We start from the raw sequence: 16,968 nt of genomic DNA on the forward strand, positions 1-16,968 counted from the left end.
CGCATGTAGTGTTAGCATTCAATTAACCAATTCATTTATCGATCATTAAAGGGAGATGGACCATTTGCCTCAATCATTTGAAATCGAATTAACGAAAAACAAGAAACAACAACCATCCGCCGATCAGCTTGGATTCGGCAATCATTTTACGGACCATATGTTTATTATGGATTACCATTCCGATAAGGGCTGGCATTCACCGCGTATTATCCCGTATCAACCAATCGTATTGGACCCTGCAGCTAAAGTATTTCATTACGGTCAAACCATTTTCGAAGGTTTAAAAGCTTACAAAACCGATGATGGTCGTGTTCTACTATTTAGACCACAAAAAAATATACAACGGATGAACCGTTCTAATGAACGTTTAAGCGTTCCTGAGCTTGATGTCGATTTTACAATCGAAGCATTGAAGAAGCTGATTGATGTTGATCAGGATTGGATTCCTACAGCCCCAAGCACGTCGCTGTATATTCGTCCTTTTGTTATTGCAACTCAGCCGCAGCTTGGTGTAGCACCATCCACACAATATCAATTCATCATCATCATGTCGCCGGTAGGCGCCTACTATTCAGAAGGTGTTAATCCGGTTAAAATCTTCGTTGAATCGCATTTCGTTCGCTCTGTAAAAGGCGGCGTGGGTGAAGCGAAGACTGCCGGCAACTATGCTGCTGGTCTTAAAGCACAGGAGCTTGCTTCCGCAAAAGGTTATTCGCAGGTGCTCTGGCTCGACGGCGTTCACCGCAAATATATCGAAGAGGTTGGCAGCATGAACGTCTTCTTCAAAATTAACGGCACCGTTCATACACCAATGCTAAACGGCAGTATTTTGGACGGCGTGACTCGCAACTCTATTATTCATCTATTGAAGCATTGGAATATTCCTGTTGAAGAGCGTCCAATTACGATTGAAGAGCTATATGAGGCTAGTCGTAACGGCCAGCTGGAGGAAGCTTTCGGTACGGGTACCGCAGCAGTTATTTCACCGATCGGTGAGTTGAACTGGCAGGATGAGGTTCTTGTTATCAACGAAGGCCAAACCGGTGAGCTTTCCAAAAAGCTATATGACACTCTAACCGGCATTCAAATGGGCAAAATTGCTGATCCATTTGGCTGGATGGTTGAAGCAACGAATGTTTATGCTTAAGTAATAAAGAAAAGGGCTGTCTCGCAAGGTCAATGACCTTGTGGGACAGCCTTTTTTCTTTGGAGTTGATGGGTTTGTAGCGAGTTTTCGTCGGTTTGCGGCGTACGGGATTAGAATAGAGCTAATTTTTAGCTCTATTTGGTCGGTTTTGGTTAGTTTGGAGTGATTAGAGCTAGTTTCTAGCTCTAATCACTTGCTTATGGTGGATTTGAGGTGGTTTTTGGGCATTGGCGATATGAATAGAGCTAATTTCTAGCTCTATTTGTTCAGTTTTAGCTAGTTTGGAGTGATTAGAGCTAGTTTCTAGCTCTATTCACTTGCTTATGGCGGATTTGAGCTGGTTTTTGGACATAGGCGATATGAATAGAGCTAATTTCTAGCTCTATTTGTTCAGTTTTAGCTAGTTTGGAGTGATTAGAGCTAGTTTCTAGCTCTATTTCCTTGCTTATGGTGGATTTGAGGTGGTTTTTGGGCATTGGCGATTAGAATAGAGCTAATTTCTAGCTCTATTTGTTCAGTTTTAGCTAGTTTGGAGTGATTAGAGCTAGTTTCTAGCTCTAATCACTTGCTTATGATGGATTTGAGGTGGTTTTTGGGCATTGACGATCTGAATAGAGCTAATTTTTAGCTCTACACCTGATCTATGAACCGCTCGGGTCGCCATCCGTACCGCCAAAGGCTAGATGATAGCCATCCATATCCTCAACTACGAATTCCTTCCACGGTCCACCGTTTGCATAAATCATCGGCTCTACTGAAATAATGGCGCCTTTACTGCGAAACTCTTCATATAAGGCATCCAATTGTCGCCAAGTGCTGGTGTATACCTGAATATCTACGGCATAACCACCGCCTGCGGGACGTGGATTCGGTCGTACATCAGCAGGATTAGCTGCTTGAAACAGCTTTAATGCTACGCCCTCCAAGCCGCCGCGCTCTGCCCACCAATCGGTAACGTTGAAGCCTAATATATCACGATAAAACGTTTGAGCCTTCGGCAAATCAGAAACCATTAATATGCTAAGCGAGCTAAGCTTTTCGGACATGTTCCACTTCTCCTCATTATCATTTTTTGAATTCAATCGCTGCTATATAGTCAAAGCATCTCAAAGATTAAGCGATTGAAATGCTTTAAACGCTTTACCCGTATTAATCTCATCAAAGATCAATTTAGCGCTCTCCTGCGCATTCATCTGGTCGGTATTTACCTCTATATCGTAATTTCCATGAGCGTGCATACTTTCGAATTGCGATTTCGCTAATCCGATATGTCTGTCCCCTCTTGCTGTCTCTCTTCTCTCCAGCTCCTCCAGTGAGCATTTCACTCCTACATACATAACCGGATTGCCCTCTAACAACTGGACACACTCCGAAAGCCACTCCTTATTGGCTCCCGCTACATGATCGACAATGACAGTCGTGCCAATCTCTGAAAGACATTTAATGGTCGTATGAAAGAGAGTAACAAGAGGTTTTGTTAATATTTCACCGCAAGCTTGCTTCTGTTCTTCGCTAATTTCTTCTAGCTTAGGGTTTTGACTCTGCATCCATCCTAAATAGCTTTGAAAGATACCCATTGAAAACTCATCAACAGATAGATGCATAAATGACATATCTGATAATTCTATTAAGCTCTTTGATATACTTGTTTTCCCTGCACTAGAAGTTCCGTTCAGAAATACAATAAGTCCTTTTTCCATTAGAAATCTCCTTTCGCTTAAGCTCATTTCTTTTACAAAGCGTTCCTGCAAATATACTCGTTTCTTATATTTCTATAGAATTAGATGTAAAACGAACAACTGGTAATAGTTGGATTATTGGGATGAAGATTATTATAATATAGGTAAATAAAAAAGAATAGCGTGTATTTTTGGAGCGAAACTAAGAGACACCGGACTGGCATTTATAGGAGAATAACCTATTATCGCATGCCGATGAATCTTCTCTTCCTTCAAATTAACAATGCAAAAACACCCCCAAAGCCAAAGCTCTAAGGGTGTCATCGTATTCACATGAATGTTCTATTGCTCCGTCAAAATAAGAGGACCATCCTCTGTTATCGCAAGCGTGTGCTCATATTGAGCCGAAAGACCGCCGTCAACTGTTCTTGCGGTCCATCCATCTGAATCTATTTTGGCATGATACGTACCCGTATTCAACATGGGCTCAATCGTAATCACCATACCTGGCTTAAGGCGTGTACCGCGATTTGCCGGCCCGTAATGGGGAACCTGAGGCTCCTCATGCATTTTTTGACCAATGCCATGGCCAATAAAATCTCTTACTACAGAGAAGCCCTGAGCCTCTGAATAGACCTGAATAGCATTGGCAATATCTCCGATCTTATTGCCGACTACAGCTTTTTCAATCCCTTTATAAAGGGCTTCCTTCGTCGTATCGAGCAGCTTCTGTGACGTTTCAGACACATTGCCTACACCGTATGACCAAGCAGAGTCAGCCAGCCAGCCATTATAATTAACAACCATATCAACCGTTATTATATCTCCATCCGCCAACACTGTATTGTTCGGAAAACCATGACAAATGACATCATTGACGGAGGTACAAGTAGCGTAAGGATAGCCGTGGTAACCCTTTTGTTCAGGTGTAGCGCCGTGATTTTTCATGAAAGTCTCAGCAAACTGATTGATTTCCATTGTGGTTATACCAGACGTAATGATTTTTTTTAGCTCTCGGTGACAGGCTGCTAAAATTTCACCAGCAGCTTTCATTTTCAGTATCTCTTCTTTAGTCTTGATAATTATCATATCAGTCTCCTTGCTTTGATCATTGTACTTGTTGCATATATGCTTTCCATCGATAACTTTAATTACAATTATACCTCTCCATCCTTTATTATTCACTATGCTTCCAGAAAGTTATCAAGGATGACTCTTTTTCAAGCTTACTGCTTGACTTCCTTTGTCGTTGCTGTAATACTCGATTTTAAAACGGAAGGCGGAGAAGATATGCTACATACATTCGTTATCAAACCAGAGACGTTTATCGCCTTTGAAGATGAAGCGGAACAAATGGAACAATGCAAAGAGTGGGGCTTGCTGTCTGGCAAAGCCGCAAAGACGAAAGCTTTTTTCTATAAAGGAAACGGAATGAATCTATCCTGCAGTATTATAGGTTATGCCGATAGAATGACTGCGGTCATTCAATTTGAAAATGAACAGCAGCACTGCATCCATCCCTCTTACTTGAAGGAGATGCAGGCGGCGAATTACGGTCAAAAGGTTAGCTTAGTTAGTGAAGAAGCTGCTCAGACTGAAGGTGCGGAGCTTGAAATACAGCTGGATGAGGCTGCTAGTGAAGCTATGGCTGTTTCTGTTGAGGAAGCAAAAATAGCAGTGGCATCAACAGAGAATCTTGAGTCGGATGCCCCCCCAGCAGAAGCAAAGCCAAAGAGCAAAGCCAAGAAAGAAAAAGCGCCAAAGCTTCAATTGCCTGAAGAGAAGGTTAAAGTGACAGCTACAGTAAAAGAGTTCACGACAGTGCCTAACAACTTCTCCGATACCGAGGATGAAGTCGTTATCTACGAAGCAGTTTCTATTTTGGAGCCTGAAACCGCGCTTGAAACAGCCTGGTCAAGCCATAGCAATACGCTTAAAAAATTCGAGCTGGAAGTTGGCGATGTTCTCACCTTTGAATGTAAGGTTGTCGCTAAGAAGCTAACGAAGCATCCCGTTCCTTACAAAATCAATAATCCTGCGAAAATACAAAAACAAGAAGCTTAAGGAAAAAGAAGGAGGAGAGTATGCATGTCGCATACTCTCCTCCTTCTTTTATGACTCTCCATGCACATTTGCTAAGCGCTACGATTAACGAGCGTTATAGAATGCTTCAAGCTCACGCACAATCGCTTCTAGCGAACCGTCTACACGTGTCTGACGCTGTGGTTTCTCGAATAAAGCCGAGATTTGCTCAGGAAATTGCTGCTCTAAGCCGCAAAGCACAATCGCTTCATTAAACTTTGCAGGATGAGCAGTGGCAAGTGATATCGTAATGCCTTGCTCGCTGCTGTATTTATCCGCTGCTGCTACGCCGCAAGCGGAATGCGGATCCAGCAAATAGCCATTATCCGACTCATATTTCTTAATTGTTTCTAGACATTCTTGCCCTTGTACGCCATGCGCACCGAACTCTGCTTGCACCTTGATTAGTGCTTCGCCAGAGATAACAATTTGTCCATCTGCCTTGAATCCATCCATCAGCTTACGGATTTGTTCGGAATCCTCGCCCAACACATAATACAAATAGCGCTCGAAGTTGCTCGCGACTTGAATATCCATTGATGGGCTGTATGTGCTGCGGAAATCGCCTGGCTTGTATACACCCTCAAGAATAAATCGCTCTAAAATATTATTTTCATTGGTAGCCAGAATGAGCTTGCCTACTGGAAGTCCCATCCGCTTAGCCAAATAACCTGCGAAAATATCGCCAAAGTTGCCTGTTGGAACGCTAAAGTTTACTTCTTTGGCATCCGTTTCCTTCGCAACTTGGAAGTAAGCATAGAAGTAATAAACCGTTTGCGCCAAAATTCGTACAAAGTTGATGGAATTAATAGCAGCAAGCTGGTTCGTCGCCTTGAAGTCAAGGTCTGCGAACAGATCCTTAATCATACGTTGGCAATCATCAAAGTTGCCGTCAACCGACAGGTTTAATACATTATCATCTTGTACAGTCGTCATTTGCAGCTCTTGCACCTTGCTCACTTTGCCATGCGGATGCAAAATACAAATTTTGATGCCGTCTTTGCCCTTCACGCCTTCAATTGCGGATGCTCCAGTATCACCTGAAGTCGCGCCAAGAATGTGAATTTTCTTATTCTGTTTGGCAGCTACATACGTATAGAGCTGACCCATAAACTGCAATGCAATATCTTTAAAAGCGAAGGTCGGCCCATGGAACAGCTCAAGCAAATAAAGGTCATCCTTCAATTTGCGAACCGGCGTCACTTCTGGATCACGGAAAGTGGAGTAGCTCGCGTACACCATTTCTTTTAGATCCTGCTCTGGAATTTCACCGTTTGTAAAATAAGAAAAAATACGAAGCACCAGCTCCTGATAGCTGAGCTCCTGCCATTCCTTCAATGTCTCAGCTGAAAAAACCGGAATATCTTTTGGAACCAGCAAACCTCCGTCATTTCCTAGACCCATCATAAAGGCATCGATAAAACCTATTTTCCCAACATTACCTCTTGTACTGATGTACTCCATCTGTAACTAGCCTCCTATAAGCGTGCAATTAATCGTCGTTTTTCTTTGTCTAAATCATATCATCGTTTTCCATATTAATCGAATCTTTTTGAACAATTATATCATTTTTTAAGGTCGAACAAACGTTAGCAGCATCCACTTATAGGAATATGCATGAACTCGTTGAATGAAAGGGGTAAAGACTTTTTTGACATGCCCTCCGACATTAACTATTCTAATAGGTAGATAACGGTTACAACAGATGCTAGATTATGCTCCAAGATATTTTACCATACCATAAACGAATATGATGATCGCTCTAACAACTAAGGAGGCTAGCCCATGCCTGGAATAAGGATCGTTACAGATTCCACAACAGACCTGCCTAGAGAACTGCTGGAACAACATAAGGTGGAAGTCATTCCTTTATCCGTTTATGTAGACGGGGAAACCTATGAAGATAATGTCAACATTTCTCCTATTGAGTTTATTCAGAAAATGAAAACCGCTCCGGAGCTCCCGAAAACATCTCAGCCATCTGTAGGTATATTTGTAGAAACCTATGATCGTCTTGGAAGCAACGGCGATTTGATTCTCTCCATTCATATGACAGGCGGAATGAGCGGCACCTATGCAACAGCTTGTGCGGCAGCGGAGATGTCATCAAGCAATGTCGTTGTCGTCGATTCCCAGATGATTTCGCAAGCACTTGGATTTCAAGTCATTGAAGCAGCAAAGATGGCCGAAGAGAAATCCTCACTCGAATCGATTACTCAGCGTCTAAAAGAAATTCTGACTAATACCACTTTATTTGTAGTCGTATTAACACTTGATAATCTGGTCAAGGGAGGACGTATCGGCAAAGCAAAAGGCTGGATTAGCACAGTCCTTAGCATCAAGCCGATTGCTATGCTGGAACAAGGAGTTTATACACCCTTTGCCAAGGTTCGAACAACGACTCAAATCGTCCAACGATTAATGGAACGGTTCATTGAGGATATTAAAGGAAAAGAAGTTGCTGAAATTGGCATTTCTCATGCGGATAACCTTTCATTAGCTGAAAAGCTTCGTGAAGAAATTGGCCGCATTGTTTCTGTACCCGTACGTATACAACCCGCTACTCCTGTCATTACGACACATACAGGGCCGGGAGCAATTGGCTTTATGTATTACACCAAATAAAGATTATCCACTTGGGATCATGAAATGGCTGGCGCTTTCTTTCTTTGAAATTGAGGGCCATTTCGTAATTCTAGACTCCTGAGTAAGAAGAAAGCCCCAGCCTCCAACCATGCCCCATGCCCCATGCCCCAAGTATTCGGTTACTCCTCGTTCAATGAACCATCATTAACAATCAATCCAAAGGTAGTCGCGAGCGTAACTGCTTGTGCAGGGGATATGATGCAGCGTCTTAAATCCTCAATGGTCACGCCTAAACCATTAAACTCACAGGTACTAATATCGATACCGCCCAGCTTCGTCTGAGAAAGCTGAACTTGATCAATATTCGATTCCTTCAAATAGAATTTAGAGATGGTCAAATTGGACATATCTGCCTTAGCCATTGAACATTTTTCAAATTTAACATCCTTTGCATTCATGAAGCGCAAAACAGCATAATCGGCATAGGACTGCTGAAAGACTACATTCCGTAACGTTGAACCTGTAAGATCCATCCCTAATAGCTTACAGTTTTGAAAACTCACACGGTGAAAAATCGCCTCGCTCAGGTCAATATTCGACAAATCACAATTTTCAAAGGATACATCGGTAAACTCAGCCTGCCGCAAAATCGTTCCGCGAAACACAACATTATTAAACACGACACGATCGAAACAAGGCTTATAGGCAGACTGATTATTGATATTGCAATCTTTGATCATGCTATCGCTTATTTCATATTCATCCGCCCACTCGTAATCCGGTACGTCTAATAATTCTAAACCCTCTGGTATTTTTGGCGCTTCAATTTTTTCTTTCTTGCCCGACATATTATAATTGCCTCCTTAAGCAAAAGCTGCTAATGACTTTCTTTATCTCCACCTATTATAAACGATTGTCATACAACGCTGGACGATAAACTTATTAGCATGCTTAACACCCGCTCCATAAGGGGTACTAATGACTTATCCATCACACACATTTATAATGTGAGTAAACGTACAACCTAGGAATATGGAAAATGGAAGCTGGAGGTACAAGATGAAGTACGAATTAACAATGGAGCAGCGCGATTCTATTATGGAGCAGCTGTCTGAAGAGCAGCGTCATTTTGTTCATCATGAGCTGGTTAGAGGAAGAAGAACGCTTTTCGCGCGTCAGCTTGCACGTAAAAAATGCCAATTCATCCCGGAGGATGCTGAATTCGAGGATGTTCAAGCTTTAATAGAGGAATGGGATTATGTGGGCTTTACCGATAGTGGAGAGGTGTCTCCCTTAACGAAATGCGAATGCGGGCGATCGCTGCGCTATCAGCATCAAGTGCTGCATTTGCCAACGAATACGATGCGTTATTTTGGTATCGAGCATTTACAGCTGCATACTGGTATAGATGCCAAAGCAATTACCGCTATTTTAAAGGGCTTTGATGTACTTGATGCTGAAATGAATGAGGTGCTTTGCAAGTTTCGGGACAACTGGCAGCTAAGCCAGCATATGTTCCTGCCGCTTCCCGCCGAGCTCGACATTCCGCAGGATATTGAGGCACAGCTCTCAGTTAAGCTCCCTCTGCTCGACAGACAGGTTGCTCGTCTTCGCAATAGAATGCGCGAGATCGATCAAGCCAGCAGACAAAAGCGGATTGTAAATGCAATGCGCTACAACACTCCTACAACATCCTCGACAGCAATGAATGAGTCAATCGCTGATAATGCTGATACAGACCAAGACCTGGCCCAGGAGGGTGAAACTGAAGTTAGTCAAGGTCAAGGCTCTTTCGACTTTGGAGAAACAAACCTAGATGGAGCTTCCGTTGTTTTCGAAGACTCTTCTAAGGGACAGGCTGCTTTCTTATTTGACGATCTCTCATCTGGCCAAGGTGAATTTGTTTTTGATGAGCCCGAAAATAGTCAGGGGAGTTTCTCTATTGAGGAGAGCAATAAGGATACTTCATCCCAAATTACCGATAGTGCCAAGTCAAAATCACCTTTCGCAGAGACGGCGTCTCATGCTCACCAGATTCCGTCTAGCAAAAACCCCTTCTACCTGCCCCCAGCAGCTCAGAAAGTTGTGGATGATGCACTGCCTTTCGGTAGAATAAGTACGCGTTCCCTATCTGAATTTCTTATCGAGCAGAAGCTGGTTCGTGACGATCGGATGTCGACAAGCAAGCCTGCTATCTATCTAGGCGTTGCTGCCTATTTGGACAGGCTGGAGGCAGCTGGCAAATGTGAGCTAGTAACGGCAACCTCCGAGGATCGTATTTATATGAATATCAAACCTATGTGATCAACTTGTAACGTTCGGAATTATTATTGCGCTAATAACAATACGAAATAATAATTCCGATGCATCATATTTGTATATATTCCCATAATAGAGTTTGATGCAACCTTACAAGAAAGCTACTCGTTTGAATACATGTAAAACAAAAAAACACACCAAGGAGATTGAACAGAATGAAAAAAAGTTACATGTCTTTTATGCTTGTTATTGTACTAGGGTTGCTGCTTACAGCATGCTCCGACACCAATAAGAATACGAATGGCAATACGAACGGCAACGGTACTGCAGAAGAGCAGTACACGACGACACAAACGACCAAACAAATGGTTGATGCTATGCTTGCTAAGATTGAACAGCCTGCACTTATGGAAATGAAAGACGATATGGTAAAACAAATGTATTACTTTGACGCTTCTCTACTTGAAGAATATACCATTATGAGTCCACTAATGAACGTTAAAACTAATGAAATCGCCGTTCTCAAAGTGAAGAATGCAGCTGATGTTGCTGCAGTTGAAGAGGGCGTTAAGAAACGTGCCGCTGACGTACAGAAGCAATTCGAGACGTATCTTCCTGATCAATATGAGAATGCAAAGAACTACAAGCTCGTAGTAAAAGGCAACTATGTATTTTTTGTCATCTCTGATGTGGCTGATAAATTTCTAACTGAATTTGATACGTTCTTCGCGAAAAAATAACATTGGTATTCAGCAGCCTACTCTTTCTATTTCTATTTCTGCCTGCTGTATTACTTGTCTATTTCCTCTCTCCTTGGCGACTTAAAAACTTTGTTTTATTCGTCACAAGCCTTATCTTCTACGCTTGGGGAGAGCCTGTATACATTGTAATCATGTTGCTCTCCACAGTTACGGATTACAGCTTTGGACTGCTTCTTAGCCGTCCAAAGCTGAGCAACATCCAGCGGAAATGGATTGTTGTCGCCTCTATCATCGTCAATTTAAGCTTACTCGGATATTTTAAATACGCCGATTTCCTAATCAATAATGTTAACTCTTTATTAGGTACTCAAATTCCGTTAACCGAGCTGGCTTTGCCGATCGGTATATCATTTTATACGTTCCAATCGATGTCCTACATTATAGACATCTACAGAGGAACGGCAAAAGCACAGCGCAACTGGATCGATTTCGGTACATTCGTTGCTTTATTTCCTCAACTGGTCGCTGGACCTATCGTCCAGTACTCCACGATCGCGGAACAGCTGCGTCATCGTACGATTGATGTAACGCTATTTGCTGAAGGCGTTAGACGTTTTATTATCGGCTTGGCCAAAAAAGTGCTGCTTGCCAACAATATCGGTTTGCTTTGGAATACCATATCCAGCTCAAGCTCGGATACACTTCCTGCATTAACCGCATGGATAGGCATTATTGCCTTTGCATTCCAAATTTACTTTGATTTCAGCGGATACTCTGACATGGCAATTGGGCTCGGACTTATGTTGGGTTTCCGGTTTAATGAGAACTTCAATAGGCCATACACCGCGCAAAGCATTACTGATTTCTGGCGACGATGGCATATTTCACTGAGCACATGGTTTCGCGATTACGTGTATATACCGCTTGGAGGCAATCGCAAAGGCATATGGAAGCAGCTGCGGAACATACTGATCGTATGGCTTCTCACAGGGATATGGCATGGTGCAAGCTGGAACTTCTTGCTGTGGGGATTATATTTCGGGGTCGTCCTTATTTTTGAAAAATGGGTCGGGCTCAGATGGCTGCAAAAGCTGCCCATTTGGCTGCGACACAGCTATGCCCTCTTCCTTATCCTGATTGGCTGGGTATTCTTCGCGTTCGAAGAGTTGCCGAATATGTCCGCTTATTTTAGTGCGATGTTTGGCGCAAACGGTGGTCCCCTTTGGGATAATGAAAGCTTATATTTGCTGTACACAAACGCTATTTTATTTGTTTTATTAGTCATGGCTTCAATGCCGAAGCTTACATTCAAACGAAGCTTTCATCCAATATTGAATCTTAGCTGGCATGCCGTATTATTTCTCATGTCAGTTGCTTACTTGGTTGATGCTGCGTTTAATCCATTCCTGTATTTCCGTTTTTAATAGTAGAGGAGGCCCGCAGCTATGAGCAGAAAAACGGACCTTGCATTCGTATGGGGCTTCGTAGTCATTCTGTTTCTCATGTCCTTGCTGTTTTTTACGCTTCCGATCAAATCCTTCTCCGATCTCGAAAATCGCTATTTGCAAAAGATGCCGAAGCTGTCTTGGGAAAATATATGGTCAAAGAAGTTTACCGATGAAACGGAAACCTATGTTACCGATCATTTTCCATTTCGGGATCAGTGGGTATGGAGCAAGTCGATGCTGGAACAGCTCCGTTTACAGCAAGAAAACAACGGAATCTATAAGGGCAAGGATGGCTATTTGTTTGAAAAGTTCGATAAACCAAATGCTGAAGACATTCAGAAATATACAGATGCTGTCCGCGCATATGCGGAGAAGCATCCAGATGTCAAAATGACCTTCATGCTTGCACCAACCTCCATTGGCTTATATTCAGAAAAATTGCCATGGCTGGCTGAAGCATATCCGCAAGCAGAAGTGAATCAATCCATCGGAGAGCAGGTTGGAGACAGCTTAACGTTTATGAACGGGTTTGATTTTCTGCCCGCCGCTTCCTCTGATTCACGTCCTGTCTTCTATAAGACGGATCATCATTGGACGACCTATGGCGCATACCTTGCCTATACGGCTTATGCCAAGCAAATGGGCTGGACACCGCTTTCCGAGAAGGAATTCCATATCGAAACGATAACGGACTCTTTCCTTGGCAGCTACCATACACGCGGTCAGTTCAGCGGCTTAACGCCTGACTCCATCCAAGCTTATATCCCAAACAACGATACCGCTACAGAGGTATATGTTGCGGATACCAACGAGACATTGGATAGTATGTATGACAGCAGCTTCCTTGCGAAGAAGGATAAATATTCTTACTTCCAAGGTGGCGTTCATGCGTTAATGACGCTTCATACGTCGCTTCCTCCTGAAAAAATGGATCTGGAGAAGCTGCTTGTAATCAAGGATTCTTATGCACATAGCGTACTGCCTTTCCTAACCCAGCATGTGCAGGACATTCATGTCATAGACATTCGTTATTACAACGGAAGTATTAACGCTTATATGGAGGAACAAGGCATCAAGGATGTCCTTCTTCTATTCAATACCGCAACCTATATTACCGAGCAGAATTTATTGAAATTGGGATGATGCTCGGTAATCCCTTATCTTCGTTTCATGCCGCGAATCAATGTTTTTGTTTCCATATCCACGCGCAAGGACTCCGTTATTTTTTGCAGCGCTTTATTATAGGTCATATCATCCAGTGTGTTGCTCATTAAGTATTTCATCGTTGGCTCAGGCAGCTTCACATAACAAATAGATAGAGCCCATGCGACTGCCATTTTGACATAGTAATCCTTGCTTGTGATGGAATCCAGATGGTTCAGCACTCTTACAATGTATTCTTCCTCTATATAAAAATTCAGCAGCATGACAACTGCGAAGCGTATTTCATACTCTTTTTCCGATAGGAGATACGGCTGCAAAAAAGCCCATACGCTTTCTTTATTTCGTGCAGTGAACTTTAATCCTAAACAAAAGCTGTCACATACGGACCAATTATCGATTTTTGGAACAAAGTCCGCAACATAGCGCAGGATCTCTTCCGTATCGGTTTTGACGTAACCGATTACCATCCCTTGCAGCATCATTTCCTCAAAATAATTCCCTTCAGCATTTGCAAGATAGGAGCGCCAATCCTCCTTCGCGATCTTTTTCGCAAGCTTGCGCAGCTCAGGCAGGCGTATGCCCAAAATGTTTTTGACGTTGGGAATCAAGGAACTTGAAAATTTCTGATACTTCTCATCAACTAGTTCAAATAGCTGTTCTTTTATTGATTTTTCCACAGCGCTGCTCCTTGTCATGCATCCGTTTTATATATGTACTATAGCTGACCAGAGGCTGTTTGTACGATTAATCGAATATAATAGCAAGATAACGAAATGAATAATGTATGCTTATCCTCTTTACGTCTAATTCAAATAACGGAATTCCTTGAATGCAGCAGCTTGACCCCTATATTGATCATTCTCATCTATGATATTCCAGACTGTCGCATTCATAATAAAAAATCGACGTCCGGTGCTTGAAATGCGTATACCTGTATAATCATCAACGAAACCGTTGGCAGTCACCGCTTCAAAAAAACGATCCCGCTCCTGCCGCTCCATCGGCTCTGCTGTCAGCCTCGAAGGTGTCCGGATGAAGGTTTGCCAATCCATTTCCCAAAGTTCGAGCCCTTTGCGGTTTCCAAAATTCAGTACGGGATCCTCTTCAGTTCCATGTGACAAAATAACAATAGGTGCTTGAAAAAGCTGTTCCTGAGCAGTTTTGGATGGACCTAGCTGTATAAGCTCTAACCCCGTCCATCTTCGGTAGCTGTCTAAAAGCCTTTTCGCATGCTCCTCGGTAGCTCCGATTCCCGTTATAGGCAATTGCATTTCCATGTAAATCTCCCTGCCTCCCCCGCTTTGTTTGTTTTCCTTTATATATCACGGAGTTATGCAATTGTCTACTTCCAGATCAGGAGTGGGCTATATAAAATTAATGTTTTTCTAGCTTACGCAATTGAAGCAGCGCCGTTAATATAATTAAAAACGCGACAAGCGCAAGCATGGGAATGGTAATGAATCCAAACCAGTTCAAATAGTCTCCCTGACAAGAAACGGGTCCGCATGCGGCAAGCGGAGAGTCATGAGGAAGCTTTTGCAGTACTGTATGATAAACCGAGAATCCCCCGCCAATAACAACAAGAGGCAAGGCATACGATACAATCGCTATATCGCTTTTCGTATATGCAATTCCTAATATGATACCCAAGGGGTACATGAATATGCGCTGAAACCAGCAAAGGCTGCAAGGGGCAAAATGCAAAAACTCACTTAAATATAAGCTTCCAGCTGTCGCAAGAACTGCTGCTGCCCAGGCAAGAAACAGCCAAAATGATCGTTTTTTATCTAATTTCTCCATTTCTATATCCATTTCCATTTCCGTATTTATTTCCTCATGATTCTTCTCATTCATTTTCGCAACCTTCTCCTTTTTTTTTTCGATTTTTAAGCCACCTATCATTTTCACCCGAACACGAGGGCTGCGTCATGACACGAAAGAGCTATAGTATGTGACTATATGAAGAATTATTTATTTCCAACAAAAAAACCATGACAAAATGGCTGTCATGGTTCCGTATTTCGCAGCTTCTGCTCAATAACATTATTTGCTACTGATGCGCGCTTTATGAGACGTGTCGAGAGTAGCACATGCTCAGGCGTTATATTTCCGTCTTCGATACGCCGCATTATCATTTGTGCTGCTCGAGCACCGATATCCGCCTTAGGCACACGCACCGTCGTTAGCTTTGGCGTCATAATTTCTGCCAATGATAAATCATCAAAACCAATGACAGAGACTTGACCTGGGCAGCTTATTTTCCATTCATTCAATAGCTTTAAAGACTCAACCGCTATGAGATCATTTGCGCAAAATAATCCGGTCAAAGGCTGCTCCGACTTCATCTGTCGCCCCAGACCTTTCCCAAATTCTGGCGCCATATAGATGCCCGTTTCGTTCATACCAATTCCGTCGATCATTACCGCAGCAGCATCCCCATTGTCCTTGCGATTAAAGTCGCGAATAGCTTCTTCATAGCCGCGTCCTCTTTCTCGGAAGCTCCATGTCATTTCCGTATCACCTACGAATCCAAGTCTGCGATGTCCGCATTCTAGAAGATAGCTTGTCGCATGATAGGCGCCGAGAAAATCATTTGCCAAAACATGATCAATCGATGAATCGAGCAGATTGGCATTCACCATAATAAGAGGCGTACCGCTCTCCCTTAGCGCTTCCATGTAACTGTCCGGCAAATGTCCCATTACGACTGCTCCGTCCACACCTTTCTCATTGATGCTGGAAAGCAGACCCTCCCTGGGAGGAAGCGATGTATCGATGCTGGACAATATCATACTAAAGCTGTGGGCAGCAAGCTCCTTCTCCATGCCATGGATGACCTTCCCCCAATATTCCATATCATCCAAATAGGCTCTTGGCATAAGCACAGCCAGATTTCCCGTACGCGAGGCTGGGGTTGTATGACGAGAGAATTTCATTCTGTAGCCCATTTTCTCTGCTGTTTTCCAAATTGTTTCCTTCGTCATTTCATTTACGGCTGAATTATTGGATAAAGCTTTCGATACCAGCGCCTTGGATACGCCGAGCTCGTCTGCGATAAGTTGCAATGTGATTTTTTTCATCCTTGGCACTGCCGTCCTTTCAACAAACCATTCTATATCTACATCATAAAGGTTTCTTCAACAAATTTAAACAAAGGAGTGGCAAGCCCATCTCACAAAAAAACAGCTAAGCAAAGAAAACAAAAATGGTGTTTTCCTTGCTTAGCTGCTTCCGGTTCTTACTTCAGTAGCGTAATCCAAATCTGCGAGATTGTCATCCTTCTACGTCTTTTTGCTTTCGCTTCTTCCTTACTTTATATCCAACAACAATGACAAGTACAACTACTGCGGCAATAATAGTAAAGAATAAGTTTTCATTTGCAGCAGAAATGACGCCGTGAGCGACTGCCGAGAGGACCAAAGAATAGATCATGTTGCCTAGAGCTGTAGCCATGATAAAATGCTTAGTCTTGATAGTGCTGATGCCTGCGGATAAGTTAATTAAATTAGTGGGTACAAAAGGAAAAATTCTCCCCATCAAAACAAATGAAAAACCGTTCTTTTCTACCTTCTTCAAATATTTTCGATCCAAATTCTTTGTAAGCAGGCTTTGAAACCAATAGCGAGTTGCCAAAAAAATAAGTGTACTTCCAATGACACTACAGATCCAGCTAAATAAATATCCTTTTACAAAGCCGAATAACGACATGTTAACGGAGATGACAAGAATTAGCGGGATAAATGTAAATAAATTTTGGAGAATCATGATCACTAGCATGATGAGCAATATCAAAGCAATATTATTATGCGCTAATGATCGGATACTGTCCTGATCCATATGCAGTAAAAATTTCATGCCGCCTGTTGCATACAAAATAAACAGTATGATAGCCAGAGCAGCAA

The 16,968-nt window shown here is 42.6% G+C and carries 17 protein-coding genes; 7 read left to right on the forward strand and 10 right to left on the reverse strand.

The window, feature by feature from the left end:
• The first annotated feature begins 64 nt into the window (after positions 1-64).
• A complete protein-coding gene (locus AC0YOD_RS21195) occupies positions 65-1,147 on the forward strand; it encodes a branched-chain amino acid aminotransferase (RefSeq protein WP_475801330.1) in 1,083 nt (360 codons plus the stop codon).
• 641 nt (positions 1,148-1,788) lie between these two features.
• Here AC0YOD_RS21195 and AC0YOD_RS21200 read toward each other — a convergent pair.
• From AC0YOD_RS21200 to map, 3 genes are all read right to left on the reverse strand, one after another.
• On the reverse strand, positions 1,789-2,193 hold the full coding sequence (locus tag AC0YOD_RS21200) for a VOC family protein (protein ID WP_475801331.1): 405 nt from the start codon (positions 2,191-2,193) through the stop codon (positions 1,789-1,791).
• A 60-nt stretch (positions 2,194-2,253) separates the two neighbouring features.
• Complete coding sequence (locus AC0YOD_RS21205; protein ID WP_475801332.1) at positions 2,254-2,847, reverse strand: chloramphenicol phosphotransferase CPT family protein; 594 nt, start codon at positions 2,845-2,847, stop codon at positions 2,254-2,256.
• A gap of 321 nt (positions 2,848-3,168) precedes the next feature.
• Positions 3,169-3,915, reverse strand: coding sequence for a type I methionyl aminopeptidase (gene map, locus AC0YOD_RS21210; RefSeq protein ID WP_475801333.1), 747 nt, complete (start codon positions 3,913-3,915; stop codon positions 3,169-3,171).
• A gap of 201 nt (positions 3,916-4,116) precedes the next feature.
• Between map and AC0YOD_RS21215 the strand changes: the two genes are divergently transcribed.
• Positions 4,117-4,890 (forward strand): hypothetical protein, encoded by a 774-nt coding sequence (locus tag AC0YOD_RS21215; protein WP_475801522.1) that lies wholly within the window; start codon positions 4,117-4,119, stop codon positions 4,888-4,890.
• Positions 4,891-4,974: 84 nt separating this feature from the next.
• Here the strand turns inward: AC0YOD_RS21215 and thrC are convergent, their stop codons facing one another.
• Positions 4,975-6,372 carry a threonine synthase gene (gene thrC / locus AC0YOD_RS21220; protein WP_475801334.1) on the reverse strand — a complete coding sequence of 466 codons (1,398 nt, stop codon included), beginning with the start codon at positions 6,370-6,372 and terminating at the stop codon, positions 4,975-4,977.
• Positions 6,373-6,693: 321 nt separating this feature from the next.
• On the opposite strand from thrC, the gene AC0YOD_RS21225 reads away from it, so the two are divergent.
• Positions 6,694-7,533: a DegV family protein gene (locus tag AC0YOD_RS21225; protein WP_475801335.1), complete on the forward strand. Its 840-nt coding sequence runs from the start codon at positions 6,694-6,696 to the stop codon at positions 7,531-7,533.
• Positions 7,534-7,673: 140 nt separating this feature from the next.
• On the opposite strand, the gene AC0YOD_RS21230 is transcribed toward AC0YOD_RS21225, so the two are convergent.
• The gene (locus AC0YOD_RS21230) at positions 7,674-8,342 is read right to left on the reverse strand and encodes a pentapeptide repeat-containing protein (protein WP_475801336.1); all 669 of its coding nucleotides are present in this window, start codon (positions 8,340-8,342) and stop codon (positions 7,674-7,676) included.
• 211 nt (positions 8,343-8,553) lie between these two features.
• Here AC0YOD_RS21230 and AC0YOD_RS21235 point away from each other — a divergent pair, with 211 nt between their 5' ends.
• The 4 genes from AC0YOD_RS21235 (at position 8,554) to AC0YOD_RS21250 (ending at position 13,045) form a co-directional block, all read left to right on the forward strand.
• Positions 8,554-9,798: a hypothetical protein gene (locus tag AC0YOD_RS21235; protein ID WP_475801337.1), complete on the forward strand. Its 1,245-nt coding sequence runs from the start codon at positions 8,554-8,556 to the stop codon at positions 9,796-9,798.
• 170 nt (positions 9,799-9,968) lie between these two features.
• Positions 9,969-10,493 carry a DUF4358 domain-containing protein gene (locus AC0YOD_RS21240; protein WP_475801338.1) on the forward strand — a complete coding sequence of 175 codons (525 nt, stop codon included), beginning with the start codon at positions 9,969-9,971 and terminating at the stop codon, positions 10,491-10,493.
• Positions 10,494-10,495: 2 nt separating this feature from the next.
• Entirely contained in the window at positions 10,496-11,878 is a 1,383-nt protein-coding gene (locus AC0YOD_RS21245; protein WP_475801339.1) for an MBOAT family O-acyltransferase, read from the forward strand.
• Between the two features lie 21 nt (positions 11,879-11,899).
• Complete coding sequence (locus AC0YOD_RS21250; RefSeq protein ID WP_475801340.1) at positions 11,900-13,045, forward strand: DHHW family protein; 1,146 nt, start codon at positions 11,900-11,902, stop codon at positions 13,043-13,045.
• Between the two features lie 14 nt (positions 13,046-13,059).
• Here the strand turns inward: AC0YOD_RS21250 and AC0YOD_RS21255 are convergent, their stop codons facing one another.
• The 5 genes from AC0YOD_RS21255 to AC0YOD_RS21275 all read right to left on the reverse strand — a co-directional run bounded on the left by AC0YOD_RS21255 (position 13,060) and on the right by AC0YOD_RS21275 (position 16,921).
• On the reverse strand, positions 13,060-13,743 hold the full coding sequence (locus AC0YOD_RS21255; RefSeq protein WP_475801341.1) for a DNA alkylation repair protein: 684 nt from the start codon (positions 13,741-13,743) through the stop codon (positions 13,060-13,062).
• A 126-nt stretch (positions 13,744-13,869) separates the two neighbouring features.
• The gene (locus tag AC0YOD_RS21260; RefSeq protein ID WP_475801342.1) at positions 13,870-14,343 is read right to left on the reverse strand and encodes an MEKHLA domain-containing protein; all 474 of its coding nucleotides are present in this window, start codon (positions 14,341-14,343) and stop codon (positions 13,870-13,872) included.
• Between the two features lie 97 nt (positions 14,344-14,440).
• On the reverse strand, positions 14,441-14,920 hold the full coding sequence (locus tag AC0YOD_RS21265; RefSeq protein WP_475801343.1) for a disulfide oxidoreductase: 480 nt from the start codon (positions 14,918-14,920) through the stop codon (positions 14,441-14,443).
• 152 nt (positions 14,921-15,072) lie between these two features.
• Positions 15,073-16,146 (reverse strand): LacI family DNA-binding transcriptional regulator, encoded by a 1,074-nt coding sequence (locus AC0YOD_RS21270; protein ID WP_475801344.1) that lies wholly within the window; start codon positions 16,144-16,146, stop codon positions 15,073-15,075.
• Between the two features lie 193 nt (positions 16,147-16,339).
• Positions 16,340-16,921, reverse strand: coding sequence for a TVP38/TMEM64 family protein (locus AC0YOD_RS21275; RefSeq protein WP_475801345.1), 582 nt, complete (start codon positions 16,919-16,921; stop codon positions 16,340-16,342).
• Positions 16,922-16,968: the final 47 nt, after the last annotated feature.

Source organism: Paenibacillus sp. J31P13 (assembly GCF_056269295.1).

Coding starts and splice junctions, on each gene's coding strand:
- AC0YOD_RS21240 (WP_475801338.1), top strand. CDS start 9,969: ATGAAAAAAAGTTACATGTCTTTTATGCTTGTTATTGTACTAGGGTTG.
- AC0YOD_RS21265 (WP_475801343.1), bottom strand. CDS start 14,920: ATGAATGAGAAGAATCATGAGGAAATAAATACGGAAATGGAAATGGAT.
- AC0YOD_RS21275 (WP_475801345.1), bottom strand. CDS start 16,921: ATGAAATTTTTACTGCATATGGATCAGGACAGTATCCGATCATTAGCG.
- AC0YOD_RS21230 (WP_475801336.1), bottom strand. CDS start 8,342: ATGTCGGGCAAGAAAGAAAAAATTGAAGCGCCAAAAATACCAGAGGGT.
- map (WP_475801333.1), bottom strand. CDS start 3,915: ATGATAATTATCAAGACTAAAGAAGAGATACTGAAAATGAAAGCTGCT.
- AC0YOD_RS21205 (WP_475801332.1), bottom strand. CDS start 2,847: ATGGAAAAAGGACTTATTGTATTTCTGAACGGAACTTCTAGTGCAGGG.
- AC0YOD_RS21225 (WP_475801335.1), top strand. CDS start 6,694: ATGCCTGGAATAAGGATCGTTACAGATTCCACAACAGACCTGCCTAGA.
- AC0YOD_RS21270 (WP_475801344.1), bottom strand. CDS start 16,146: ATGAAAAAAATCACATTGCAACTTATCGCAGACGAGCTCGGCGTATCC.
- AC0YOD_RS21260 (WP_475801342.1), bottom strand. CDS start 14,343: ATGGAAATGCAATTGCCTATAACGGGAATCGGAGCTACCGAGGAGCAT.
- AC0YOD_RS21215 (WP_475801522.1), top strand. CDS start 4,117: ATGCTACATACATTCGTTATCAAACCAGAGACGTTTATCGCCTTTGAA.
- thrC (WP_475801334.1), bottom strand. CDS start 6,372: ATGGAGTACATCAGTACAAGAGGTAATGTTGGGAAAATAGGTTTTATC.
- AC0YOD_RS21200 (WP_475801331.1), bottom strand. CDS start 2,193: ATGTCCGAAAAGCTTAGCTCGCTTAGCATATTAATGGTTTCTGATTTG.
- AC0YOD_RS21235 (WP_475801337.1), top strand. CDS start 8,554: ATGAAGTACGAATTAACAATGGAGCAGCGCGATTCTATTATGGAGCAG.
- AC0YOD_RS21250 (WP_475801340.1), top strand. CDS start 11,900: ATGAGCAGAAAAACGGACCTTGCATTCGTATGGGGCTTCGTAGTCATT.